The organism is Mycobacterium sp. (assembly GCF_025965855.1).
Classification (GTDB): Bacteria; Actinomycetota; Actinomycetes; order Mycobacteriales; family Mycobacteriaceae; genus Mycobacterium.
The window spans coordinates 1-21,232 of record NZ_JAOPWB010000077.1; the positions used below are offsets into that span (position 1 = coordinate 1).

A 21,232-nucleotide genomic window follows, 5' to 3' on the forward strand; every position below is an offset into this window, starting at 1 on the left:
GACGAGTTCGAGCTTGTAGGGCTCACCGGCCAGCTCGGCACGAGCTTGATCCTTGGACTCGTAGACCCGCCGGGAAAACAGCTGACCGTCTTTGAGGATCTTACGCATGCGCTTTTCCAGCTTCTCCAGATCCTCGGGAGTAAACGGCTGCGCCACATCGAAGTCTTAGTAGAAGCCATCGGTGATCGGCGGCCCGATGCCCAGCTTCGCGTTCGGGAACAGGTCCTGAACGGCCTGAGCCAACACGTGCGCGGTCGAGTGCCGGATCACGCTGCGCCCGTCGTCGGTATTGGCCGCCACCGGGGTGACCTCGACGTCGGCGTCGGGAATCCAGCTCAGGTCGCGCAGCTTGCCGTCGGCGTCGCGCACCACCACGATTGCGTCGGGTGCCCCGCGCCTCGGCAGCCCGGCCTCACCGACCGCGGCTGCCGCGGTGGTCCCGGCAGGCACCCGGATCGGGGCTGCTGGGGTGGTCTGTGCGGCGGCGCTCATCGGGTTGGTCTCCAAGGCTGGGGTTTGACTGATTGATCCTGATTGATCGTTGCAATGCTATCGGGGCCGGGCCGCGTCAGGGCTGGCCACGCTTGAGCCGCACGAACAGCGCGTCGGCCTCGGTCAGCAGGGTGTCGCCGTCGCTGAGCCGCCCCGACACGAAGATCTTGCGCCCGTCCACCCGGTCGACGCCGGCCTCGAACTGTAATTCCTTCTCGATCGGCACGATGTGGCGGTAGTCGATCTTGAGGTAGGCGGTGCGCTGGTAGGGGCCGCCGGTGAGCACCGAGGACGTCAACCCGAGCACGCTGTCGAACAGCATCCCCAGGGCCCCGCCGTGCACGGCGCCGTTGCGCCCCAGATGAAATCGGGCGAAGCGCGCCCAGCCGTGGATCCGGCCGTCGTCACCCTTGCGCGCCTTCATCGGAATGCTCAAGATGTTGCCGCGCATGGGCAGGTCCATTCGGCGCGCGGACGGCGACGACCATTCGTCGGCGTCGAACGGGCTCAGTAACACCGAGAGCTTCTCCAACTGGTCTGCGGCCTGGGTGATCACCTCGTCGGGCGCGTCGACGGCGCGGGCATGGTCTTGCAGCCTGCGGACGGCGTCGATGAACCGGCCGTAGTCCGGGCCGCCCTTGGTGGTCGGTTCGGGCGGGTTGAATCCACCGCCTGGGTGTTGCTGATGGTCGCCCGCCACCAGAACACGGTATAGGTGCGAGGGATTACCCGTCCTGGCCGGACGTACCGGCGCCGCCCATGTTGCCGTTGGGACCGTTACCGGCCTGGTTGTCCCCGGTGCCGCCGGGACCGCCGGTGCCAAGCTGGCCGCCGCTGCCGCGGCGGCGGTCAAGGCCTGCACGAACTGCGCATGGAATCCCGCCGCCTGCGCGCTGACCGCCTGAAACGCCTCAGCGTGCCCGCCGAACATCGCCGCGATGGCCGTCGATACCTCGTCGGCGCCCGCCGCCAACAACCCCGTCGTCTGGCCCACGGCCGCGGCATTCGCCTCGGTCAGCGCGGAACCGATGTTCTGGAAATCCGTTGCCGCCACAGACAAGAACTCCGGCGCCGCAACAACAAACGACATCTCGCCCTTTCCGCCAATGCAGCCGTACTGGGGGCGTCCGGGCAGCGTCGCAGGTACAGCGAGCCGCATCATGTAGGGATGTTGCGGTGGGTCTTGTCGTATCGACCGCCCGGAGCGCTCGGTTGGTAGTGTGCGCTGGCCGGTGGCCTCGATGCATGGGGCGTTTACCCTATTTCCGGTGCCGGCGGCGAATCAGACCGTCTGCTGCGCTCCCGCGGCCGACAACGCCTCGAACTCCTCGTCGCTCAGCACGATCTCGGCGGCGGCGACGTTCTCCTCCAGGTGCGCGACGCTGGACGTGCCCGGGATGGGCAGCATCACCGGGGAGCGCTTCAACAACCAGGCCAGCGCCAGCTGCGATGGCGTCGCGTTGTGGTCGGCGGCGATGCGCTGCAGCGGGCCGTCGGGGGCGGCCAGCGGGCCCGCGGCCAGCGGGAACCACGGAATGAAGCCGATGCCCTGGCTGGTCGCGGCGTCCACCAGCGGCTCGGCCCCGCGCGACGCCAGGTTGTACATGTTCTGCACCGACACGATCTCGGTGATCCGCTGCGCCTCGGTGAGTTGATCGAGGTTGACCTCGGACAGGCCGATGTGGCGGATCTTGCCCTCGTTCTTCAATGCGTGCAGCTCGCCCACCTGGTCGGCCAGTGGGTAGTTGCGGTCGATGCGGTGCAGCTGAAACAGGTCGATGGTCTCGACGCCGAGGCGGCGCCGGCTCATCTCGCATTCCTGGCGCAGGTAGCTCGGATTGCCCAGCGGGATCCAGACGTCCGGGCCGGTGCGCAGCAGCCCCGCCTTGGTCGCGATCACCACGCCGTCGTAGGGGTGCAGCGCGTCGTGGATGATCTCCTCGGAAACGTAGGGCCCGTAGGAGTCCGCGGTGTCGATGAAATTCACGCCGAGTTCGACGGCGCGCCGCAACACCCGGACGCATTCGTCGCGGTCGGCGGGCGGGCCCCACACCCCCTTGCCGGTCAGGCGCATGGCGCCGAAACCGAGTCGGTTGACGGTCAGGTCGCCGCCGAGGGTGAATGTTCCGGATGCTTGGGCAACGGTTTTTTGCGCGTTCACTTCTACGACCGTACGCCGGAAAGGTGACCGGGCATCTCGGCGTGGCAAGCTGGGGCGGGTGGACCTAGAAACGCTCGAGGAGCTTCCGCTCACCTACAAAGAGGTCGGCGCGACCGCGGACGGCGAGCTGCCCGCGGGATACGACCACCAACACGTCGAGCGTCAAATCGGCACGGGCCAAAAGCGTTTCGAGCAAGCCGCGGACGCCGTCATGCGCTGGGGCATGCAACGCGGATCCGGCCTGCGCGTGCGGGCCAGCTCCGAGGTCGCCGTCGTCGACGCGGTCCTGGTGGTGCGGATGGGTTTTCTGCCCGCGCCGTGCCGGGTGGTGTATGTGATCGACGAACCCGACATCCGCGGGTTCGCCTACGGCACGCTGCCGGGCCACCCGGAGTCAGGTGAGGAACGCTTCGTCGTGCGCCGCGACCCGACCACCTCCGCGGTGTTCGCGGAGGTGTCGGCGTTCTCCCGGCCCGCGGCCTGGTGGAGCAAGGCCGGTGGCCCGGTCGTCAGGGTGGCGCAGCGCGTGATCGCGCGGCGCTACCTGCGCGCGGTGTGAAGCGCCCGGGCCAAGTTCGGCTGCCGAGGCGCGCGACACGTAAACGGTTGCGAAGACGCGCCGACAGGTCACGCAGCGGCTTAAGTTTCGGCGAGGCGCCTCGCCGCCAACCCCCCGCTACGTCCCCCAGCCCGCCAGCAAGCTCTCCGCGCCCGCGCACATCTGCTCGATGACCTCGGCCACCGACGCGTCGTCGCGGATCATTCCGACGCCCTCGCCGGCATCGACGGGGGCGACACGGCGATCGTCGGCGGCGACCGCCGCGGCCAGTTCGTCGCACGCCGGGGGGTCGAGCGCGTCCTCGTTGCCCGTCCAGCGCGCGACGAAGTCGTTGGCCAGCACGCGCGACGGGAACTTCGCCGGCCAGGGCAGCCCCCTGGCGACGTCGAAGGCCCGGGTGACGGCCGTGTCGGTGGCCCGGGCGGCGATCAGCGCCCGGCGGCTGCCGTCACCGGTGAGCGCCTCCGGGCAGGCCGCCAGCCGGGTGCCCACCCACGCCCCGCTCGCACCGGCGGCCAGCACGGCGGCCAAACTCCGCGGCGAGGCGACGCCGCCGCCGGCGAGGACGGGCACCGCGGCGCCGTCGAGGGCGTCCAACACGGCGTCGAGCAACGGCAGCGTCCCGAGTTTGACCTCACCGTGCCCGCCGCCCTCGGACCCCCTCGCGACCAGGATGTCGATGCCGGCGTCGACCGCCCGGCGGGCGCCGAGACCGTCGTAAACCTGTGTGACGCTTGGGATTCCGGCGTCGTGCGCCTTTGCGACCCACGACCAGTCGGTGCCGAAACTGACCGACAACAGCGCGGGCCCTGCCGCCAGCGCATCCTCGAGCAGCCCCTCCTGGGTGCGCATCACCCAGTCCACCAGGCCGATTCCGAACTTCCCGCGCACGTACCGCAACTGGGCTCGCAGCAGCTCCCTGGTGCCGTCGCTGCCCATCCCGACCATGCCCAGCCCGCCCGCGGCGGTGACCGCGGCGGCCAGCCGGCCACCGGCGACCCCACCCATCGGGGCGTTGAGGATCGGCACCCGCAGCCCGAAACTCCTTGACCAGGGCGTGGATAGCATCCCGGCTACTGGGCCGCGGGCAGGCTCTTCAGCACGGTCAGGACGATCACCGAATCCTCGACCGCGTGCAGGGCGTGCCGCTCCGCTGGAATCGCGACGTAGTCGCCGGTCTTGCCCTCCCACGCGTCGTTTCCGGTCGTCAGGCGCACCTGGCCCTGCAGCACCTGCAGCGTCGCCTCCCCCGGGCTGTCGTGTTCCGAGAGGTCGTGCCCGGCGAGCAGAGCCAGCACAGTCTGCCGAAGCTCGTGGGTGTGACCACCGTGGATGGTGTGCGCGGCGCGTCCGCTGTGCGACCGGCCCGCCTCGGCCAGCTTTTCGGAGGCGAGGCCCGTCAACGAGATGGATTCCATAGTCGTCCCCTTCGGTCCTGAAAGCCCGCAATCAGACGGTCAATAGCAGTATCCCCGCCACGAGCAAGGCGAGGCCCGAGATGGCCAGCACCATGCCGAGCCAGACGAAGGTCATGGCGACGGCGACCGCCGATTCGGTGCTCACCGGGCGGACCCGACCGGCGTGATGTGGGCCAGGCACAAATCCGGTTCGACGAACGCATCGAGCCGATCGACGGAAACCGGTGCCGCCCAACTCTCCAGGGCCCCCTGCATCAGCCCGAGGTGGACGGGGCACACGACCGGACCGCGGGTTTCGGCCAGCTCCAGGAACGGGCAGTGTCGCAGGCCGACCAGGTGCTCCCCGTCGGACGTCCGGCGCTCCGGGGCGAACCCGAGGTCGTCGAGGACCCCGACCAGCTGATCGACGGCCTGGTCGGCGCTCGGGGCCTGCGGCGTCTTCGCGCTTGATTCCAGCTTCCGCCCCCACGCCCTCCCCGCGGCCACCGCCTTGGCGCGTGGATTCCGGTCGCCGGCCAGCGCCTCGGTCAGGATTTCGGCGAGCACGCGGTAGTGGCGCGTCCCGCCGCGATCCATCTGCCGCACCGCCTGGAACATCAGCGGTGGGCGCCCGGGGCCCTTGCGCCCGGGCTCGACCTGCTCCACCTGGCGGTCGGCGAGCAGGCTGTCGAGGTGGAAGCGCACGGTGTTGGGATGCACGCCAAGCTCTTCGGCGATCGCGACGATGCTCATCGGATCGGGCGACGACCGCAATAGCCGCAGCACCTCACGGCGGCGACGACCGGTGGTTTCTCCGACGGGCGTAATGCCGCTCACGCTCCTTTGGTCTCGTCGACCCTGGGCTGGGTGGCGACCAGCGGTGTGTCGACGCCGACGGGACCGATCTTTGCCGCCCACCCCGGCGACCCCACGGCCCGTCCCGACCGGGTAGGGCTTCGGTGACGAACGCCTCATTATCGGCCAGGTAGGGGGTGCGCTTCCCGGGCAGGTGGTCTTTCGGGGTAGATCGCCTCCACCGGACACACCGGCTCGCATGCGCCGCAGTCCGCGCATTCGTCATCGATGCACGGCTTTCCGATCGCGTACGTCATGCGCTAGCGTTTACACAACAGCTGTTGTACAAACCAAGGGGTTGCGGAAACCCATGGCCGACACCGAACTTGACGCGCGCCCGCTGCGCAAGCCGGACAGGCACGCGACGATCTTTGCGACCTGCGCCGGGGTTTCGAGCCCGGAGTCGATTGGCCCGCAACGCAATCCATGGCCGAAGAGGTATTGGCGGAGCAGTGCCCTACCCCGCGTTCGAACTCGTCGTCGGCGTGATCCGTTTCGCCGCGTTGCCCATGGCCTCGCCGCCCGCGGGTGACTTTGGGCCCTATCCGCAATCTGTGCGTGACGCAATAATGACTTCGTCTGACGTAACTTGGCTGCGGCGGTTGCGGCTGAACAAAGGAGCATGACGGTTATGGGTGACAACCCACCGTTGCTATTGACCGATTCTGACGTTGACGTCCTCGCGCGGGAATTCCTGCGCTCGCGCTACCTCGGCACGATTTATGCCGACTGGTCGCCCGACCGGCGCCTGGACACCTTCCTGCGGCGGCGTGGTCTTCCCCGCGTTGCCGACGACGGCGATCTCTCCAGGATGGTGCTGGATCGGATCATGACCCGGGTGAGCGCCGTGGCGCGCGGCTAGCGCCACGTGGCGCCGAAGGTCGCCGTGGATGCGGTCGCACGTCAGTGGTGCAGGCCCGTCACCGGCTCGTGGGTACTGGCCTGGATGTCGGTTGAAGTCAAGGCGAACAGCTGATTCGACAAATCGGACAGCGCGCGGGCGATCGCCAGCTCGTCGCCGATCTGGGCCACCGGCTCGTCGGCGGGATCCAGCCGCGCCAAACCCACACCAATGAACTCCTTGCCCGCCCAGACCAGCCGTGCCTTCGCCCGGGTGCGCTCTTGGTGCTCTTCGACCAGCAGGTCGATTTGGCAGGTCTTGGTGCCGTCAGCCTTGCCCGTCATCGCCAGTCTCCCTGTCTTGCCGGGTGTTTGCCCACCTAGATGCGACCACCACCGGACGCCGCGAAGTAGGGGCGAAAGTCACCTTCGTCAGCCGAAGACCTCTCTGAGCGTGACGGTCTGCAGGTTGCGGCTGTGGATGAGATCCAGCAGCTGGCCGTAGCAGCGCGTGATGGTCGGCACGTTGGCGTGCATGAGCACGATCTGGCCCGGCTGGAACGACTTCGTTGCGCGGGAGACGAGGCCGCTTTCGTTTTCGGGCGCGGAGTCGCCGACGTCACCGCTCCACATGGTGATCGAGGTGTAGCCCTGGTCGGCGGCCACCCGGTCGATATCGGCGTTATGGGCCCCGAAGGGCGGCCGGAAAAACGGCGTGCCGTCCGTACCGTAGGTGTTCCTGAGGAAATCGGCGTTGCGCCTGATCTGGTCATCGACGGCGCTGAGGGCCATGCGATTGAGGTTGGGGTGGGACCAGGTGTGGTTCGCCATTTGAACCTGGCCGGAATCAAGCAGGGGCCGAAGCGCCGGCGCATTGTCGGACCAGGATGGGTTGGCGCCGTTGACGAAAAAGGTGAGTCGGGTTCCGCTGTCGCGGGCGAATTGCGCGAACGCGGCCACCACCGGGCTGCTGGCGCCGTCGTCGACGGTGAGAACGATGCGATTGCCCTCCCCGGGCACGCGGGTGAGCACGCCCGCGGGCGCCGGAACCGGCCCCAGCGGAATGTTCCAACGGATGGGGCCGGCGGCGGCCACCGGGGCGCGGGTTATGGTCGCCAGCACACCCCCGGCAATGGCGCACAACACCGCGCGCCGATCGATGTAAGGCATGCAGCCAGTCGTACCCCGCCGAGGCCACGCCAATCAGGGCACGCGCGTGAAACAGTTTTCGACGGGCCGCCGACCATTCAACAAATTAGTCGATAACAAACCTCGATATTAATCGACAATATTGTTGGTCGTAATCAACAATTTCGTTGACGTATATCGACGTGTCCATAAAGTAACTTTCGTGTCCGACCTCAGGCAGGCCGAGTAGATGCACGCCTCCCGCGGCCGCCGTTCGTCGCACCATTCGGGCGACGACCGCGAACAAGCCATCCTGGCCACCGCCGAAAGGCTCCTACAGGAACGTCCGCTGGCCGACTTCTCCGTCGACGACCTCGCGAGGGGCGCGGGCATCTCCCGCCCCACCTTCTACTTTTACTTCCAGTCGAAGAACGCCGTGTTGTTGTCGCTGCTGGACCAGATGAACAACAAGGCGCACACGGCGCTTACGGCACTGGGCGGCAAGCCATTCGGCGACCCCGCGACGCTGTGGCGGGCGCGCATCGAGGCGTTCTTCGAGGTGTCGGGCTCGCACCGGGCGGTCGCCGTGGCGGGCGCCGCGGCGAAAGCCACCAACCCCGAGGTCCGGCAGCTCTGGTCGACGCTCATGCAGAAGTGGATCTCCCACACCACGGCGGCGATCAAGGCCGAGCGCCGGCGGGGCGCGGCTCCCGACACCCATCCGGCCGAGGATCTGTCCGTCGCGCTGAACATGTTGAGCGAGCGGGTGATGGCCGCGACGTTCACCGCCGAGGAGGCGGCGATCCCCGAAGACCGGGTGATCGACATGCTGGTGCACATCTGGCTGGTCAGCATCTACAAGGCCGACGGCAAGGCGTTGGCGACTAGCGGTTTTTGAGTATCCGCCCGGCGCGGTCCAGGCGCGCGTCGATCAAACGGTCGATGGCACCGAAGTAGGTTGCCGACGGGGCCTTGCCCGCCAGGTCGGCGATCGCTCGTTGCTCGCCGTAAACGTCTGCCAGGCGGAGGTTTTCGGCCATGCGCGCGGAATGCACCTCCAACCCGGCCAGCAGTTGGCCGCACTGCGAACCCGCGACGACGGTCCGCCGTGTCAGGGTGCGCAGGGTGTCCCATTCGACATGCCATGGGCCGTCGGGCCGCTCGTCGCCGGCCAGCGCGGCGGCGGTGTGCAGCGTCGCCGCCAGTTGCGGCGCCGAAATGGCGGCCCGCCGGATCAGGATGGACAGCACCGGATTGCGCTTGTGCGGCATCGACGACGATCCGCCGCGGTTTTCGCCCGCCGGCTCGCCCAGTTCGCCGATCTCGGGGCGAACCAGGGTGACGACGTCCGAGGCGACGCGGCCCCACGAGTCGGTGCACCCGACGAAGGCGTCGGCGGCCGCGGTGACCGGCGTTCGCGTCGTGTGCCACGGGGGCCGGGTGCGCAGCCCCAAAGTGGTTGCGGCGCTTTGCGCTAGGCGATCGGAGACCACCGCAGGGTCGGAAGCCACGCCGAGCAGCGTCGCCAGTTCCGTGCTGGCGGCCCGCGTCCCGGCGGCACCGCCGATCTGGATGGGAGTGACCAGACCGCCGAGCCGCTCGAAGGCGTCGACGACTCCGTCCAGCCAGCCCGCCGCCTTGGCGCCGAACGTGGTGGGCGCCGCGTGCTGGGTGAGTGTGCGGGCCACCATGGGCGTGCCCCGATGGGTCACGGCGAGGTCGGACAGCGTTGAAACCTGTTGTGCGAATTCGGATACAAGGGCGTCGACGGCGGCGCGCACGCCCAGCATCAGGGCGGTGTCCAGAACGTCCTGGCTGGTGAGTCCCCGGTGGATCCACGGTGCGATGGCCGGGGCGGCTCGCCCGCGCAGCAGGTCGACCAGGCCGATGACCGGGTTGCCGCCGCCCTCGGCCCCGACCGCGAGCGACTCGCAGTCGCCGTCACCCAGCAGGCCCGCCAGGTCCGCTCCGGCGCATTCGCCGGGCGCCAGGCCGGCGGCGACCAGGGCGCCCAGCCACGCCGATTCGACCGCGACCATCGCCTGCAGCAGCGCCCGGTCCGTCATGTGCGTGCCCGCCCGCTGGTCGCCGGGCCACAACAGATTGGTCATCGCCGATCGTCCCGGAACGCCAGGAAAACGGTCTCGTTCGGGCCCTGCAGGTGGATGTCGAAACGGTATCCGGCGCCGCCGCTTTCGGCGACGCACATCAGGGTGGCCAACGCCGGGTCCGCGTTCACATCGTCGTGGGGCAGGTACGCGCGGGTGAACAACCGATCCAGCAGCCCCCGCGCGAAGACGGCAATCGCGAAGAACGGCGCTCGTCCCGGCTCGCCCGGACCGGGCGCTACCGTGGTGAAGCCGTAGTGTCCGGCCGCGTCGGTCGCGCACCGGCCCCACCCGGTGAACGCCGTTCCGTCGCGCCGCAGGGATCCGGCCCGCTGCGGTATGCGGCCGGCGCAGTCCGGCTGCCACAGTTCGACCAGCGCGTCCGGGACCGCGTCGCCGGCGCCGTCGTAAACTGTGCCGTGCAACCGGACGGCCTGCGGATGCCCCTCGCCGACCAGGTCGCTGTCACCGGAATACGGCAGCGCGAGGCCGAGGAAGGGGCCGACCGTTTGCCCTGGGGTGCAAGCCAATTCAGTCATCACCTTCGGTCCAGGTCCGGCGTCCGCCGCAGACCACGATGTCCCAGCGGTAGCCGGTCGCGTACTCCGGCTGGGTGAGGTCGTGATCGTAGCGGGCGATCAGCCGTTGACGGGCGGCGGGATCGAGGATCGATTGGAAGATCGGGTCCAGGTCGAACAGCGGGTCACCCGGGAAGTACATCTGGGTGACGAGCCGTTGCGTGAAAGCCGTTCCAAAGGCCGAGAAGTGGATGTGCGCCGGGCGCCAGGCGTTGTGGTGATTGCGCCACGGATAGGGGCCGGGCTTGACGGTCAAGAAGCGGTACGACCCGTCGGGCCCGGTGAGGCAACGGCCGGCGCCGACGAAGTTCGGATCCAGCGGGGCCGGCTGCTGATCGAGCTGGTGGCGGTAGCGGCCGCTGGAGTTGGCCTGCCAGATCTCGATCAGCTGCCCGGCCACCGGCCCGCCGGAGTCGTCGAGCACGCGCCCGGCCACGACGATCCGCTCCCCGAGGGGCTCACCCGGATGGCCGGCCGTCAGGTCGGCGTCAACGGGATCGACGTCCTGGCTGCCGAAGCACGGCGCGCGGCGTTCGAGCTCCTCCGGGTCGACAAGCAGCAGAGGCCGTTTCGGATGACGCAGGGCGGTGCTGCGGTAGGGCGGGTAGTCGAGCCGCGGGCGGGCCGGGTCCCCGCGCCGGACATCCGCCGCGATCGCGGCGATCTCGGCGGTGATGTCATCCTGGGACGGGACGACGTCGGCGCTCATGAGCCGTGACGCTACTCCGGACCGCCCGCCCAACCCCCCCGATAGTCGGGTCCGGTCGGGAGAGTCGCGCCGCCACAGGGGCCGGCCGCGCCCCCTGAATCCTTAGCCAAAATGATCCGCACCCCGCCCTGGCCGTGGCCATTGACCAGGCGGGCCGGGGTGAGGGATTCTATTTAGCGGAATGTATTTCTGTAGAGCAGATTGGCTGCGGGGTCCGAGGTGGCAGATCTTGGTGACGTTTTTGAGAACGTCCGGCGGGGGATGATCCCGGCCCACATCTATAACGACGGGGAGCTGTTCGCGCTGGAGAAGGAGCGCCTGTTCAGCCGGGCGTGGACGTTCGTGGGCCACGAATCGGAGATCCCGCACGACGGCGACTACGTGGTGCGCCGGGTTCTCGGCGACTCGTTCATCATCAGTAACTCGGAGGGCGATGTGCGGGCCATGTTTAATATGTGCCTGCACCGCGGCATGCAGGTGTGCCGCGCGGAGCTGGGCAACGCCTCCAACTTCCGCTGCCCGTACCACGGCTGGTCGTATCGCAACGACGGCCGGCTCACCGGGCTGCCGTTTCACCGCGAGGCCTACGGCGGCGACGACGGGTTGCCCAGGGCCGGCCAAAGCCTGCTTCCCGCACCGAGTTTCGCGAGCTACAACGGCCTGCTGTTCATCAGCATGGACCCGGCCGCCGAACCGCTGGAGGACTTCCTGGGCGACTTCCGGTTCTATCTGGATTTCTACACCAAGCAGAGCGCCGGCGGCCTGGAAGTGCGGGGGCCGCAGCGCTGGCGGATCAAGGCGAACTGGAAGATCGGCGCCGAGAACTTCGCCGGCGACATGTACCACACGCCGCACACGCACGCGTCGATCGTCGACATCGGCCTGTTCCGCGAGCCAAAAGCCCAGAAGCGCAAGGACGGAGCCACCTACTGGGCGCACCGGGGCGGCGGGACCACCTACAAGCTTCCGCCGGGCGGCTTCGACGAGCGGATGCGCTACGTCGGCTACCCCGACGAGATGATCGGCCGCATCAAGGACGCCTGGACGCCCCGGCAGCAGCGGGTGGTCGGCGAGGACGGGTTCATGATCTCGGCGGCCACCTGTTTTCCGAACCTCAGCTTCGTGCACAACTGGCCGAAGTTGCCCGGTAGCGACCGGGTGCTGCCGTTCATCTCGATCCGGCTGTGGCAGCCCATCAGCGCAAACGAGACCGAGGTGTGCTCGTGGTTCGCGGTGGACTCCGCCGCTCCCCCGCAGTACAAACAAGACTCGTACAAGGCGTATCTGATGTGCTTCGGTTCGACCGGAATGTTCGAGCAGGATGACGTGGAGAACTGGGTGTCGCTGACCACCACCGCGGGCGGTTCGATGGCGCGGCGGCTGCTGCTGAACAGCCGGATGGGCCTGCTCTCCGACGACCGCCCCGTCGTCGAGGCGCTGCCCGCCGAGTCCTTCCACGGGCCTGGGCGCGCCCAGGTCGGCTACAACGAGTACAACCAGCGCGCGCTGCTCGGGTTGTGGGCGGACTACCTCTCATGAGAAAAGCTCTGCCGTCACTGCCATTTGATGACGTTCGGCACCTGCAGGCGCACCAGTTCCTGGTCGACGAGGCCTACCTGCTCGACGCCCAGCAGTACGACGTGTGGCTGGACATCCTGACCGACGACATCCGCTACGTCATGCCGGTCCGGGTCACCACCGCGCGCGGCGCCGGGTTCGACACGTCACCGGGGATGGCACACTTCGACGAGGACAAGTACTCGCTGGGCCAGCGGGTCGCGCGTTTCGCCACCGAGCACGCCTGGGCCGAGGACCCGCCGTCGCGGCTACGGCACTTCATCACCAACGTGCGCGCCTTCGAGTGCGACGAGGATGCCGAACTGTTGGTCGAATCGGCCGAGCTGCTCTTCCGCAGCCGCGGGGATGTCAACGAGAGCGCGCTGGTGTCGTGCGGCCGCGAGGACGTCCTGCGCAGGTGTGGCAATAGTTGGAAGCTGGCCCGCCGCAAGGTCTTTGTCGACGAGTCGGTACTGCGGATGCAAAACCTGGCGGTGTTCCTGTGAGCGGCGAATCCATTACCATCGCAAACGAATTCACCGAGGTCGCGGTGCGGCGCGTGGACACCCGCAACGGGTCGCGGCTGCTGATCAGCGCGCCCAAAACCGGGCGCTGGATCAGCCTGGACGCACTCGAGATCGAAGCGCTGACCCGGCAGAACACCCGCACGCTGGCGGCCATGGTCGGCAATCCCGATGGCCCCCTGCTGCCCGACGAACCCGACGAGAGAGTAGCCCAACCATGACGGCCTGGCTCGAGGGCAAGCGAGCGCTGGTGGTGGGCGCCGGTTCGGGGATCGGCCGCGCCGTAGTAGACGCCTTTCGCGGCGAGGGCGCCAAACTCGCCGTGCTGGAACGTGACTCCGGCAAGTGCGAACGGTTGCGACGGGAGTCGCCCGACTTCCCGGTCATCGAGGGCGACGCGGTCACCCGCGAGGCCAACGACCGCGCCGTCGCCGCGGCGGTGGACGCGTTCGGCGGGCTGGACACCCTGGTCAACTGCGTCGGAATCTTCGATTTCTACAAGGGCATCGGCGACATCGACGCCGGCGACCTTTCCGCCGCGTTCGACGAAATGTTCCGGACCAACGTGTTGAGCCACCTGCGGTCCGTCAAGGCGGCCACGCCCGCGCTGCGGGCACAGGCCGGATCTTCAATTGTGCTAACCGAATCCACATCGTCGTTCTATCCCGGGCGCGGCGGCGCGCTGTACGTGTCGTCCAAGTTCGCGGTTCGCGGGCTGGTGGCGGCGCTGGCTCACGAACTCGCACCGCAGATTCGGGTCAACGGGGTGGCGCCGGGCGGCACGCTCAACACCGACCTGCGCGGCCCGGCCAGCCTGGGCCTCGACAGCGTCCGCCTCGACGACACTCCCAACCGGGCGCGCGACATCGCCGCGCGCAACCCGCTCGACGTCGCCCTCACCGCCGAGGACCAGGCCTGGAGTTTCGTGTTCCTCGCATCCGACCGGTCCCGCGGCATCACCGGCGAAACCGTCCACCCCGACGGCGGATTCGGGCTGGGCGCACCGCGATGACCCTCCTAGATGAGCAGCGCGCGCTGGTGGCACAAGGCTGCCGGGTTGCGGCGTCCCGCGGGCTGGTCGACGGCATCCTCGGCCACCTGAGCCTGCGCGTCGATGACGAGCACCTGCTCGTCCGCTGCCGAAGCGACACCGACACCGGGGTGGCGTTCACCCGCCCCGGCGATATCCGGCTCATCACGTTCGACGGAAGCGCTGGCGCCGCAGGCGAACTCGACGGCTACCGCGTGCCCAACGAGTTGCCGATCCACGCCGAAACCCTGCTGTCCAACTCGGCATACCGGGCCGTCGCGCATCTGCACCCGCCCGCCGTCGTCGCCGCCGATCTCGCCGGCATCCAGATCCGGCCGATCTACGGCGCACACGACATTCCCGGCGCGTGGCTGGCGCGCGGCGGCGTGCCCGTCTACGAACGCGCCGTGCTGATCCGAAACTCGGCGCTGGGCAGGGAAATGGTGGCGGCGATGCGCGGCCGACCGGTGGTGATCTGCCGCGGGCACGGAATCACCGGCGCCGCAGCGACTATTCAGCAGGCGGTGTTGCAGGCGATCAGCCTCGACGCACTGGCGCGGATGTCGTTGCGGGTGCGCGCGGCCGGCGGCACGCTGCGCGACATCGACGACGCCGACTGGGACGACCTGCCGGACCTGGGACCGGGCTTCAACACCGACGCGGCCTGGCGGCACGAGGTCGCACGGTTGGGCTCTCGGCTGAGCTGATCGTCCAAGGTCACAGGTTCATATCCGGCGCGCGCCCTGACCGGATTGCTGCGCCCGCCGGCCTAACCTGTCCAGGCTTGCCCCAATTTCGTTAGGAGTAGCCGCGTGAGCGAACTGGACCGGCGGCGGTTCCTGGTCGCGGTGGCCGCAACGGTGGCTGTCACGGGAATCTCGTGGTGCGCGGACGGCGGGCCCAGGGAGACGGTGGCGCGTGCCGAGGTTCCCGGATCCGCGCCCAGCCCGGCCGCTCCAGTCCTGCCGCCGCTACTTTCGCCGCCGGGCCTGGGATCGCGTGTCGTGCTGCCCGGCGGCGCGGTGCTGACCAAGCTTCCCGGCAACGGCGATCTCGTGGCGTGGACGGTCGACGACGGTGTCGACACCGAGGTGGTGCGGCTCTACACGCAATTCGCCAAGGACACCGGCGTCCGGCTCACCTACTTCGTCACCGGCGCCTATCGCTCGTGGACCGAAAACTCCGACTTGCTGCGGCCGCGGGTCGAATCCGGGCAGATTCAGCTGGCCAACCACACGTGGACGCATCCGGACCTGACGAAACTTCCGGCGAACCAAATCGCCGATGAACTCGGTCGCACCGACCAGTTCCTGCGGAATACCTACGGTGTGGATGCCGCTCCGTACTTCCGGCCGCCGTACGGCCATCACAACGCCGTGGTGGACGCGGTGGCCGGCGATCTCGGCTATCAGGTTCCCACGCTGTGGTCGGGTGACCTGCGAGATTCTGCGATGCTTTCCGAAGACCAGATCGTCAAGATGGCGTACCAGGCGTTCACCGCGCAGAACATCGTGATCGGCCACCTCAACCACCCACCGGTCACCCATGTCTACGGGCAGCTGGTGGACATCATCCGGGCCCGCAGGTTGCGCACCGTGACGCTCAACGACGTCTTCCTGAAGCCGGAAATACCGCACCGAACATCGCGTTTTGTCGGCTGAGGCGGCGTCTCAGCCGACCTGATCGCCAATCTTCTTGGCCGCCTTGACAAGAGCGGCCACCACCGATGGGTACCGGGCACTGTCGAGCCGGTTCTGCGGCGCGGCGGCGTTGAGCGCGAGCCGCACGCCCGGCGCCCGCGTCGGGATCGGGACGGCGACCGAGGCGACGCCGTCTTCGCTCTCCTCGCGATTGACGGCGTAGCCCCGTTCACGAACGCGCGACAGCTCGGCCTCCAGCTCGGTGCGGCTGCCGATCGAATGTTGCGTGACGCGGTCCAAGGTTTCACCCGGAAGCAATTGCCGCAGCTCGATTTCCGACAGTTGGGCCAGCATGACCTTGCCCGTCGAGGTGCAATGCGCCGGCATCGTGCGTCCCAGCCGGGATGCAACCCGGACCGCGGCCGGACCCTCGATCGCGGCCACGAAATGGACGTTGGCGCCGTCGAGCATCCCGACGTGAATCGATTCGCGCAGTTGTTCGCTGAGGCTACGCATGATCGGCGCGGCGGTTCGCTGAATGTCGAGGCGGCCGAAGATCGCGAACGCCACCCCGGTGAGCGAGGGACCCGGCAAATACGCCTTGGAAACCGGGTCTTGGCGGACGAAGCCGCGGTAGGCCAGCATCGCCAGCAGCCGGTGCGCGGTCGACGGCGCGACACCCAGGTATCGGGTGGCCTCGCTCAACCGGATCTCGGGCCGCTCCCCCAGCAACAGCAGCAGCTTCAGCGCGTTGTCGACCGACTCGATCGGATACTGCGGCGCAAGCGAATCGGCGGCCGGCTGCCTCCTGCTCATGACAGTGACGGTACCCGCTGCTCACAGCATGCTCAGGACCGTCGCCCCGAGCAATCCCGCCGCGATCATCACGACCGTTGTGGTGGCGACGGCCTTCCATCCGAAGCTGCGGGCGACCATCGCCGCACCCGGGATGCTGACGGCCGGAAGGGTGATCAACAGCGCACCGAGCGTTCCCGACGAGACGCCGAGCAGCGCCAGGCCCTGCAGGATCGGAATCTCTCCGGCCGTCGGAATGACGATGAGCGTGCCGACGATCGCCGCGAGCACGACGATCAGCAGGCCCTCGTGCGGGAGTCGGGTCAGGGCGAGCGCCCAGCCCCGGAATGCGCCCAGGACCAGCACGATGACCGCGTATTCCGGCAACAGGATCAGGCACAAGCGCAGCAGAGCTCCCACGAACCTGCGGGCGGCCGCCTCGGGTACGGGCCCCTCCCCGGTGTCGCCCGCGTCCGGCGCCGATTGCCCGGTCGCCCGCGCGCGCGTCACCAGTTCAACGGCCGTCCCGACGCCGACCACCGCGGCGATGCCGACCACCATCCTGGTCAGGGTCCACTGCCAGGGAGCGACAAAGAGCAAGAAGACAAGCACAGCGGGATTCAGCAACGGATTCCCGAGCCAGTAGGCGATGGCGGCGACGCGGCCGACGCCGTTGCGCCGCAACGTGACGGCGACCGGGGCGGCGCAGCACGTGCACATCATCGACGGCATGCCGGCGACTCCACCGGCCAGCGCGCTCGAGATCAGGCGGCGACGGTTCAACGCGCGCGGGAGCCACGATCGCGGCAGCAACGCCTGAACCGAGGCGCTGATCAGCAGCGCCGCCAGCAGCGCCTGCCATATCGACAGGAAGTACGCGTGGAAGAACGTGGTGGCGGCGTGCCAGGTCGGACCGTCCCCGGCGCGCACCCCACCGACGGCGAGGATGCTTGACCCCGACCAGTGGTGGGTCCGCTGAGCCTTCAGGGCTTTGGCCGCGTAGGGCATCCACTTGGCCCACGTCAGCCCCGCCACGAACACCGCGATGGTCACGACGACGCCCATCGCGACGGCCGCGCGGCCCCGGATGCGAAATGTATTGACCCTCAACGGCGCCGCCATGGTCAAGGACGCTAGCCCAGCACCGGCTCAGGACGCTCGCCGGGTCGCGATGGCCTCAATTGCCACATCAGTCGCCGCGCGGGAGGGGGCACACTTTCTGCCCGCCTCGCAGCGACAAACCACGAGTGCGTGCGTGGAATCCGCATTTGTCGCTGTGAGACGGGCACAACGAACGCCGCTTCCGACGGAGACATGTGACGGATGGGCCAGATGTCCGTTCAGCCGCCTTGCGCCACTTGCGCTTTCGCCCACCGGTAATCGGCCTTGCCGGACGGCGAACGTTGCAACCAGTCGCAGAAAACGATGGCCTTCGGAAGCTTGCAGCGCGCGATGTGGCGGGCGACCTCGGCGATGATCCCGTCGGCGTCCACGCGCCGGCCGTCGGCCAACTGCACGAGCGCGACGACTTCGTTGCCCCACCGGGCGCTGGGCCGGCTCGTCACCACGACGTCGTAGACGGCGGGGTGCTCGGCGATCACGGCCCTCGACTTCCTCGGCGAAGATCTTCTCGCCGCCGGAGTTGATCGTGACGGAATCGCGGCCGAGCAGCTCGATCTCGCCGTCGGCGTGCCAGCGGGCCCGGTCCCCCGGCACCGAGTGCCGGGTGCCCTCGATGACGGGGAACGTCCGCGCCGTCTTCTCCGGATCACCCAGGTAGCCGAGCGGGATCAGGCCCTGCTGAGCCAGCCAGCCGATCTCGTCGTCGCCCGGCAAGAGGATCCGGGTCAGGTCCTCGCTGACCGCCACCGCACCCGGGCTCGGGGCGAAGCGGCCGCTCGCGCTGCAGCCGGCTGGAGAGCTGGCCCATCTGCGAGCCGGATTCCGACGAGCCGCCCGCGTCGAGGATCGTCAGCGCAGGCAACAACTCGAGGAACCGCTGCTTGAGCGGGGTGCTGAGCGCGGCCCCGCCGGTCACCAGCACCAGCAGCCCGGACAGGTCGTAATCGCCGGCCTCGAGTTTCTCCACCAACTGGCGCCCGAAGGCGACGCGTGCCCCGTACGCGCCGAGCATCGCCTCGAGGAATTCGTTGCAGTTCGCCATGTACAAGCCGAGGTGGCTTTGCCCCGATTCGTGGGCGCCAACTGCGAGCGCTCGGGGTGCGCGCCCATACCCCACCCGTGCAGCGCGCGGGCGAATCGGCGGGCGCGCTCGGCGGTCTGCGCGAAGGTGAAGCGCCGATCGCCGAACACGACGCAGTCCCGGTCCGGGTTGGCCGCCGCGACCGCCTCGAACACCTGCGCAAGGTTGAATTCCACAGAATCTCCTCACCTGGAGCCAGCGCCACGCTACAGCGCCGGAAACGGACTTTCCGGTTAGTCTCGGCTTCGTGTACGGGGCTATTGAGACCGGATACAGCCGGTATGTCGCCATCGGCGACAGCCAGACCGAGGGCCTATGGGACGGTAACGACGCCGTCGGCTTCCTGGGGTTTGCCGACCGGCTCGCGGCGATGATCGATTCGATCTATCCGGGTTTGCACTACGCAAACCTGGCGATCCGCGGCAAGCTGGTCGCCGACGTGCTGCACGAGCAGGTTCCGCACGCACTCGCGATGCGGCCGGACCTGATCACCGTGTGCGTCGGCATGAACGACGTCATCCAGCCGGGAAACTCGTTCGGCCGCGCCCTTACCAACCTCGAGTGCATGTACGCCGCGCTCGCCGACTCGGGGGCGACGGTGGTGACGACGACCTTCCCGAACGTCGCGCAATTCCTCCCGCTCGGCCGGCTCGTGTCCGGGCGGCTCACTCGCATCAACGACGCGATCACGGCGGCCGCCGACCAATACGGCTTCAGGCTCGTGGACCTGTACCACGCGGCCTCGATGCGCGATTTGGACACGTGGGACGTCGACCGCGTGCATGCGTCCACCAAAGGGCATATCCTGTTCGCCGCGGCGGCCGCCGAAGCCCTCAATTTGCCTGGCAGCAACCATGATTGGGCCGAGGCGAGCGGCAGCGCCACGCGGGTGCGGTTCGGGTCGCGCGCCTATGGACAGCTGCGCTGGACGCAAGAAAAGTTCATGCCATGGGTTTGGCGGCGCCTGCGCGGCAAATCTTCGGCCGACGGGCGAGTGCCCAAGCGTCCGCGGCTGGAACCATTCAGCACGCCAAGCGAGGACATGGGGACGCGGTTCAACCGGCGGTCAGGCATCCTTGACGCATGAACGTGGAGGCTCTGCTGCAGTCGATCCCGCCACTCCTCGTCTACCTGGTGGTCGGCGGTGTGGTCGGGATAGAGAGCCTGGGCGTTCCCCTTCCCGGCGAGATCGTGCTGGTCAGCGCGGCGCTGATGTCGTCGCACCACGACCTGGCGGTCAACCCGGTCGGTGTCGGCGCCGCCGCGGTGCTCGGCGCCGTGATCGGCGACTCGATCGGCTATTCGGTCGGGCGCCGCTACGGGATGCCGCTCTTCGACCGGCTCGGCCGGCGGTTCCCTAAACATTTCGGCCCCGGCCACGTCGCCCTCGCCGAAAAGCTGTTCAACCGCTGGGGAGTTCGCGCGGTCTTCTTCGGCCGTTTCATCGCGCTGCTGCGGATCTTTGCGGGCCCCTTGGCCGGCGCGCTCAAGATGCCCTACCCGCGCTTCCTGGCGGCCAACATCTCCGGCGGCATCTGCTGGGCGGGCGGCACCACCGCACTCGTTTACTTCGCCGGCATGGCCGCCGAACGCTGGCTGGAGCGGTTCTCCTGGATCGGGCTGGTCGTCGCGATCGTGTGCGGGCTCACCGCCGCGATCCTGCTGCGCGAGCGCACGTCGCGGATGATCGCCGAGCTGGAGCAGGAGCACTACCGCAAGACCGGCGGCACCGCCGCCGACGCCGCTTGAGCGCCAAGTGAACCAATGCCGGCGCGGCTAACCGACCGCCTCGCCGATGTCCGTCGCCTCGACCGGGCGATGCTCGTCGATGAGGCACTCGGCCATCCGGCGGGCCCGCAGCGCGGCGCCCAGGTCGCCCACCGCCGCGAGAATGATGGCGCCCTTCATCAGGATGTGCCAGGACGAGGCGAAGTCCTCGACGTCGGTAAGGCCGGCCGCGACGGCGCGACGGCGCACGATGTCGCGGACGTGGTCGATGTGAGCGATGCAGGCCTGCCCAGCCGGATGATCCGGCCCTAACTCCAGCAACACGTTGATGAAGGAGCAGCCCTCATAACCGTCGCGCAACTGAAACCAGTCGTGCATGACGTCGAAGATCGCGAGCAACTGTTCCTCGGGTGTGCTGCCCCGCTCCCGGGACCGATCCTCGATCAGACCGTGCGTCCAGACTTCCTCGCGCCGCTGCAGCACGGCCACCACCAGCTCGTCCTTGGTCGCGAAGTGACGGTAGAGGGTCGCCCTGGCGACGCCGGCCCGTTCGATCACCTCGTCGGTGCCCACGGCGCGGATGCCACGCCGGCTGAACAGCTCATATGCCGCTGTCAGGATGCGTTCTCGAGCAGAGGTCACCACTGGAGTGACATGGTGGCTTGTCATACCGGGCCTTACCATACTCTTAACGGGCCACAGGTAGACAGACCGCCCTGTCTCGTTATACAAATGAGATTCGCAGTTCGTGAACAGTCTGTCTTGAGACGGAAGGACGGGCATCCATCCCGGCAATCTCCACGCCGGTAGATTAGGAGAGTCCATCATGAGCCCGGTTATTGCGGAATCAATGTCGAGCACTCAAGTAATGCTCAGCACGCGGCTGGTCTACGAGCTAGGCGATCCACACAGCACGCTGCGGGCGACC

24 protein-coding genes and 5 pseudogenes are annotated in these 21,232 nt (G+C 68.3%); 12 read left to right on the top strand and 17 right to left on the bottom strand.

Going from position 1 to position 21,232, the window contains the following annotated elements:
- The 4 genes and pseudogenes from thrS to JWP83_RS05625 all read right to left on the bottom strand — a co-directional run.
- Positions 1-492 (bottom strand): annotated as a pseudogene (gene thrS / locus JWP83_RS05610) (threonine--tRNA ligase); the annotation flags it as partial.
- A 76-nt stretch (positions 493-568) separates the two neighbouring features.
- Complete coding sequence (locus tag JWP83_RS05615) at positions 569-1,195, bottom strand: PaaI family thioesterase (RefSeq protein WP_297727033.1); 627 nt, start codon at positions 1,193-1,195, stop codon at positions 569-571.
- A 189-nt stretch (positions 1,196-1,384) separates the two neighbouring features.
- A pseudogene (locus JWP83_RS05620) lies at positions 1,385-1,654 on the bottom strand (PE family protein); the annotation flags it as partial.
- A gap of 120 nt (positions 1,655-1,774) precedes the next feature.
- The gene (locus JWP83_RS05625; RefSeq protein WP_297726969.1) at positions 1,775-2,653 is read right to left on the bottom strand and encodes an aldo/keto reductase; all 879 of its coding nucleotides are present in this window, start codon (positions 2,651-2,653) and stop codon (positions 1,775-1,777) included.
- Between the two features lie 58 nt (positions 2,654-2,711).
- Between JWP83_RS05625 and JWP83_RS05630 the strand changes: the two genes are divergently transcribed.
- Positions 2,712-3,212 carry a DUF1990 family protein gene (locus JWP83_RS05630; protein WP_297726971.1) on the top strand — a complete coding sequence of 167 codons (501 nt, stop codon included), beginning with the start codon at positions 2,712-2,714 and terminating at the stop codon, positions 3,210-3,212.
- A 117-nt stretch (positions 3,213-3,329) separates the two neighbouring features.
- Here the strand turns inward: JWP83_RS05630 and JWP83_RS05635 are convergent, their stop codons facing one another.
- The 4 genes and pseudogenes from JWP83_RS05635 to JWP83_RS05650 all read right to left on the bottom strand — a co-directional run bounded on the left by JWP83_RS05635 (position 3,330) and on the right by JWP83_RS05650 (position 5,721).
- Positions 3,330-4,280 (bottom strand): nitronate monooxygenase, encoded by a 951-nt coding sequence (locus JWP83_RS05635; protein ID WP_297726975.1) that lies wholly within the window; start codon positions 4,278-4,280, stop codon positions 3,330-3,332.
- A gap of 5 nt (positions 4,281-4,285) precedes the next feature.
- Positions 4,286-4,630: a cupin domain-containing protein gene (locus JWP83_RS05640; RefSeq protein WP_297726978.1), complete on the bottom strand. Its 345-nt coding sequence runs from the start codon at positions 4,628-4,630 to the stop codon at positions 4,286-4,288.
- Between the two features lie 141 nt (positions 4,631-4,771).
- On the bottom strand, positions 4,772-5,446 hold the full coding sequence (locus JWP83_RS05645; RefSeq protein WP_297726981.1) for a helix-turn-helix domain-containing protein: 675 nt from the start codon (positions 5,444-5,446) through the stop codon (positions 4,772-4,774).
- Positions 5,443-5,721, bottom strand: a pseudogene (locus JWP83_RS05650) (ferredoxin family protein). Before JWP83_RS05650 ends, JWP83_RS05645 begins: the two are co-directional and overlap by 4 nt.
- 374 nt (positions 5,722-6,095) lie before the next feature.
- Between JWP83_RS05650 and JWP83_RS05655 the strand changes: the two are divergent.
- Positions 6,096-6,326 carry a hypothetical protein gene (locus JWP83_RS05655; RefSeq protein WP_297726984.1) on the top strand — a complete coding sequence of 77 codons (231 nt, stop codon included), beginning with the start codon at positions 6,096-6,098 and terminating at the stop codon, positions 6,324-6,326.
- A 41-nt stretch (positions 6,327-6,367) separates the two neighbouring features.
- Here the strand turns inward: JWP83_RS05655 and JWP83_RS05660 are convergent, their stop codons facing one another.
- Positions 6,368-6,649: a DUF1876 domain-containing protein gene (locus tag JWP83_RS05660; protein WP_297726987.1), complete on the bottom strand. Its 282-nt coding sequence runs from the start codon at positions 6,647-6,649 to the stop codon at positions 6,368-6,370.
- An 87-nt stretch (positions 6,650-6,736) separates the two neighbouring features.
- Positions 6,737-7,474 (bottom strand): polysaccharide deacetylase family protein, encoded by a 738-nt coding sequence (locus tag JWP83_RS05665; RefSeq protein ID WP_297726990.1) that lies wholly within the window; start codon positions 7,472-7,474, stop codon positions 6,737-6,739.
- A gap of 208 nt (positions 7,475-7,682) precedes the next feature.
- Between JWP83_RS05665 and JWP83_RS05670 the strand changes: the two genes are divergently transcribed.
- On the top strand, positions 7,683-8,330 hold the full coding sequence (locus JWP83_RS05670) for a TetR/AcrR family transcriptional regulator (protein WP_297726993.1): 648 nt from the start codon (positions 7,683-7,685) through the stop codon (positions 8,328-8,330).
- Here the strand turns inward: JWP83_RS05670 and JWP83_RS05675 are convergent.
- The 3 genes from JWP83_RS05675 to pcaH are packed head-to-tail and all read right to left on the bottom strand — an operon-like array spanning position 8,317 to position 10,827.
- Entirely contained in the window at positions 8,317-9,543 is a 1,227-nt protein-coding gene (locus JWP83_RS05675; RefSeq protein ID WP_297726996.1) for a lyase family protein, read from the bottom strand. The genes JWP83_RS05670 and JWP83_RS05675 overlap by 14 nt on opposite strands.
- On the bottom strand, positions 9,540-10,079 hold the full coding sequence (gene pcaG, locus JWP83_RS05680; protein WP_297726999.1) for a protocatechuate 3,4-dioxygenase subunit alpha: 540 nt from the start codon (positions 10,077-10,079) through the stop codon (positions 9,540-9,542). The genes JWP83_RS05675 and pcaG overlap by 4 nt, the downstream gene beginning before the upstream one ends.
- Positions 10,072-10,827, bottom strand: a complete 756-nt coding sequence (pcaH, locus tag JWP83_RS05685; RefSeq protein ID WP_297727002.1) for a protocatechuate 3,4-dioxygenase subunit beta — start codon at positions 10,825-10,827, stop codon at positions 10,072-10,074. The genes pcaG and pcaH overlap by 8 nt, the downstream gene beginning before the upstream one ends.
- Before the next feature lie 261 nt (positions 10,828-11,088).
- Here pcaH and JWP83_RS05690 point away from each other — a divergent pair, with 261 nt between their 5' ends.
- The 6 genes from JWP83_RS05690 to JWP83_RS05715 all read left to right on the top strand — a co-directional run bounded on the left by JWP83_RS05690 (position 11,089) and on the right by JWP83_RS05715 (position 15,599).
- Positions 11,089-12,366: an aromatic ring-hydroxylating dioxygenase subunit alpha gene (locus JWP83_RS05690; RefSeq protein WP_297727035.1), complete on the top strand. Its 1,278-nt coding sequence runs from the start codon at positions 11,089-11,091 to the stop codon at positions 12,364-12,366.
- A complete protein-coding gene (locus JWP83_RS05695) occupies positions 12,363-12,890 on the top strand; it encodes a 3-phenylpropionate/cinnamic acid dioxygenase subunit beta (RefSeq protein ID WP_297727004.1) in 528 nt (175 codons plus the stop codon). Before JWP83_RS05690 ends, JWP83_RS05695 begins: the two co-directional genes overlap by 4 nt.
- Positions 12,887-13,129 carry a dihydrodiol dehydrogenase gene (locus tag JWP83_RS05700; protein WP_297727007.1) on the top strand — a complete coding sequence of 81 codons (243 nt, stop codon included), beginning with the start codon at positions 12,887-12,889 and terminating at the stop codon, positions 13,127-13,129. The genes JWP83_RS05695 and JWP83_RS05700 overlap by 4 nt, the downstream gene beginning before the upstream one ends.
- Positions 13,126-13,920: a 3-(cis-5,6-dihydroxycyclohexa-1,3-dien-1-yl)propanoate dehydrogenase gene (gene hcaB / locus JWP83_RS05705; RefSeq protein ID WP_297727010.1), complete on the top strand. Its 795-nt coding sequence runs from the start codon at positions 13,126-13,128 to the stop codon at positions 13,918-13,920. Before JWP83_RS05700 ends, hcaB begins: the two co-directional genes overlap by 4 nt.
- The gene (locus JWP83_RS05710; protein ID WP_297727013.1) at positions 13,917-14,645 is read left to right on the top strand and encodes a class II aldolase/adducin family protein; all 729 of its coding nucleotides are present in this window, start codon (positions 13,917-13,919) and stop codon (positions 14,643-14,645) included. Before hcaB ends, JWP83_RS05710 begins: the two co-directional genes overlap by 4 nt.
- Positions 14,646-14,759: 114 nt before the next feature.
- Positions 14,760-15,599 (top strand): polysaccharide deacetylase family protein, encoded by an 840-nt coding sequence (locus JWP83_RS05715; RefSeq protein WP_297727038.1) that lies wholly within the window; start codon positions 14,760-14,762, stop codon positions 15,597-15,599.
- Between the two features lie 9 nt (positions 15,600-15,608).
- On the opposite strand, the gene JWP83_RS05720 is transcribed toward JWP83_RS05715, so the two are convergent.
- From JWP83_RS05720 to JWP83_RS05730, 3 genes and pseudogenes are all read right to left on the bottom strand, one after another.
- On the bottom strand, positions 15,609-16,394 hold the full coding sequence (locus tag JWP83_RS05720) for an IclR family transcriptional regulator (protein ID WP_297727016.1): 786 nt from the start codon (positions 16,392-16,394) through the stop codon (positions 15,609-15,611).
- Between the two features lie 21 nt (positions 16,395-16,415).
- A complete protein-coding gene (locus JWP83_RS05725) occupies positions 16,416-17,495 on the bottom strand; it encodes a permease (RefSeq protein ID WP_297727019.1) in 1,080 nt (359 codons plus the stop codon).
- A gap of 218 nt (positions 17,496-17,713) precedes the next feature.
- Positions 17,714-18,752 (bottom strand): annotated as a pseudogene (locus JWP83_RS05730) (AMP-binding protein).
- A gap of 71 nt (positions 18,753-18,823) precedes the next feature.
- On the opposite strand from JWP83_RS05730, the gene JWP83_RS05735 reads away from it, so the two are divergent.
- Both JWP83_RS05735 and JWP83_RS05740 read left to right on the top strand, forming a co-directional pair.
- Positions 18,824-19,663, top strand: a complete 840-nt coding sequence (locus JWP83_RS05735) for an SGNH/GDSL hydrolase family protein (protein ID WP_297727023.1) — start codon at positions 18,824-18,826, stop codon at positions 19,661-19,663.
- On the top strand, positions 19,660-20,325 hold the full coding sequence (locus tag JWP83_RS05740; RefSeq protein ID WP_297727026.1) for a DedA family protein: 666 nt from the start codon (positions 19,660-19,662) through the stop codon (positions 20,323-20,325). The genes JWP83_RS05735 and JWP83_RS05740 overlap by 4 nt, the downstream gene beginning before the upstream one ends.
- A gap of 27 nt (positions 20,326-20,352) precedes the next feature.
- Here the strand turns inward: JWP83_RS05740 and JWP83_RS05745 are convergent, their stop codons facing one another.
- Positions 20,353-20,973, bottom strand: coding sequence for a TetR/AcrR family transcriptional regulator (locus JWP83_RS05745; protein ID WP_297727029.1), 621 nt, complete (start codon positions 20,971-20,973; stop codon positions 20,353-20,355).
- A gap of 157 nt (positions 20,974-21,130) precedes the next feature.
- Between JWP83_RS05745 and JWP83_RS31155 the strand changes: the two are divergent.
- Positions 21,131-21,232: pseudogene (locus JWP83_RS31155) on the top strand (anti-anti-sigma factor); the annotation flags it as partial.

Excerpts from the sequence above, each read along its gene's own strand:
- JWP83_RS05635 (WP_297726975.1), bottom strand. The coding sequence starts at position 4,280 with ATGCTATCCACGCCCTGGTCAAGGAGTTTCGGGCTGCGGGTGCCGATC.
- JWP83_RS05640 (WP_297726978.1), bottom strand. The coding sequence starts at position 4,630 with ATGGAATCCATCTCGTTGACGGGCCTCGCCTCCGAAAAGCTGGCCGAG.
- JWP83_RS05655 (WP_297726984.1), top strand. The coding sequence starts at position 6,096 with ATGGGTGACAACCCACCGTTGCTATTGACCGATTCTGACGTTGACGTC.
- JWP83_RS05660 (WP_297726987.1), bottom strand. The coding sequence starts at position 6,649 with ATGACGGGCAAGGCTGACGGCACCAAGACCTGCCAAATCGACCTGCTG.
- JWP83_RS05665 (WP_297726990.1), bottom strand. The coding sequence starts at position 7,474 with ATGCCTTACATCGATCGGCGCGCGGTGTTGTGCGCCATTGCCGGGGGT.
- JWP83_RS05670 (WP_297726993.1), top strand. The coding sequence starts at position 7,683 with ATGCACGCCTCCCGCGGCCGCCGTTCGTCGCACCATTCGGGCGACGAC.
- JWP83_RS05675 (WP_297726996.1), bottom strand. The coding sequence starts at position 9,543 with ATGACCAATCTGTTGTGGCCCGGCGACCAGCGGGCGGGCACGCACATG.
- pcaG (WP_297726999.1), bottom strand. The coding sequence starts at position 10,079 with ATGACTGAATTGGCTTGCACCCCAGGGCAAACGGTCGGCCCCTTCCTC.
- pcaH (WP_297727002.1), bottom strand. The coding sequence starts at position 10,827 with ATGAGCGCCGACGTCGTCCCGTCCCAGGATGACATCACCGCCGAGATC.
- JWP83_RS05690 (WP_297727035.1), top strand. The coding sequence starts at position 11,089 with ATGATCCCGGCCCACATCTATAACGACGGGGAGCTGTTCGCGCTGGAG.
- JWP83_RS05695 (WP_297727004.1), top strand. The coding sequence starts at position 12,363 with ATGAGAAAAGCTCTGCCGTCACTGCCATTTGATGACGTTCGGCACCTG.
- hcaB (WP_297727010.1), top strand. The coding sequence starts at position 13,126 with ATGACGGCCTGGCTCGAGGGCAAGCGAGCGCTGGTGGTGGGCGCCGGT.
- JWP83_RS05710 (WP_297727013.1), top strand. The coding sequence starts at position 13,917 with ATGACCCTCCTAGATGAGCAGCGCGCGCTGGTGGCACAAGGCTGCCGG.
- JWP83_RS05720 (WP_297727016.1), bottom strand. The coding sequence starts at position 16,394 with ATGAGCAGGAGGCAGCCGGCCGCCGATTCGCTTGCGCCGCAGTATCCG.
- JWP83_RS05725 (WP_297727019.1), bottom strand. The coding sequence starts at position 17,495 with ATGGCGGCGCCGTTGAGGGTCAATACATTTCGCATCCGGGGCCGCGCG.
- JWP83_RS05740 (WP_297727026.1), top strand. The coding sequence starts at position 19,660 with ATGAACGTGGAGGCTCTGCTGCAGTCGATCCCGCCACTCCTCGTCTAC.
- JWP83_RS05745 (WP_297727029.1), bottom strand. The coding sequence starts at position 20,973 with ATGACAAGCCACCATGTCACTCCAGTGGTGACCTCTGCTCGAGAACGC.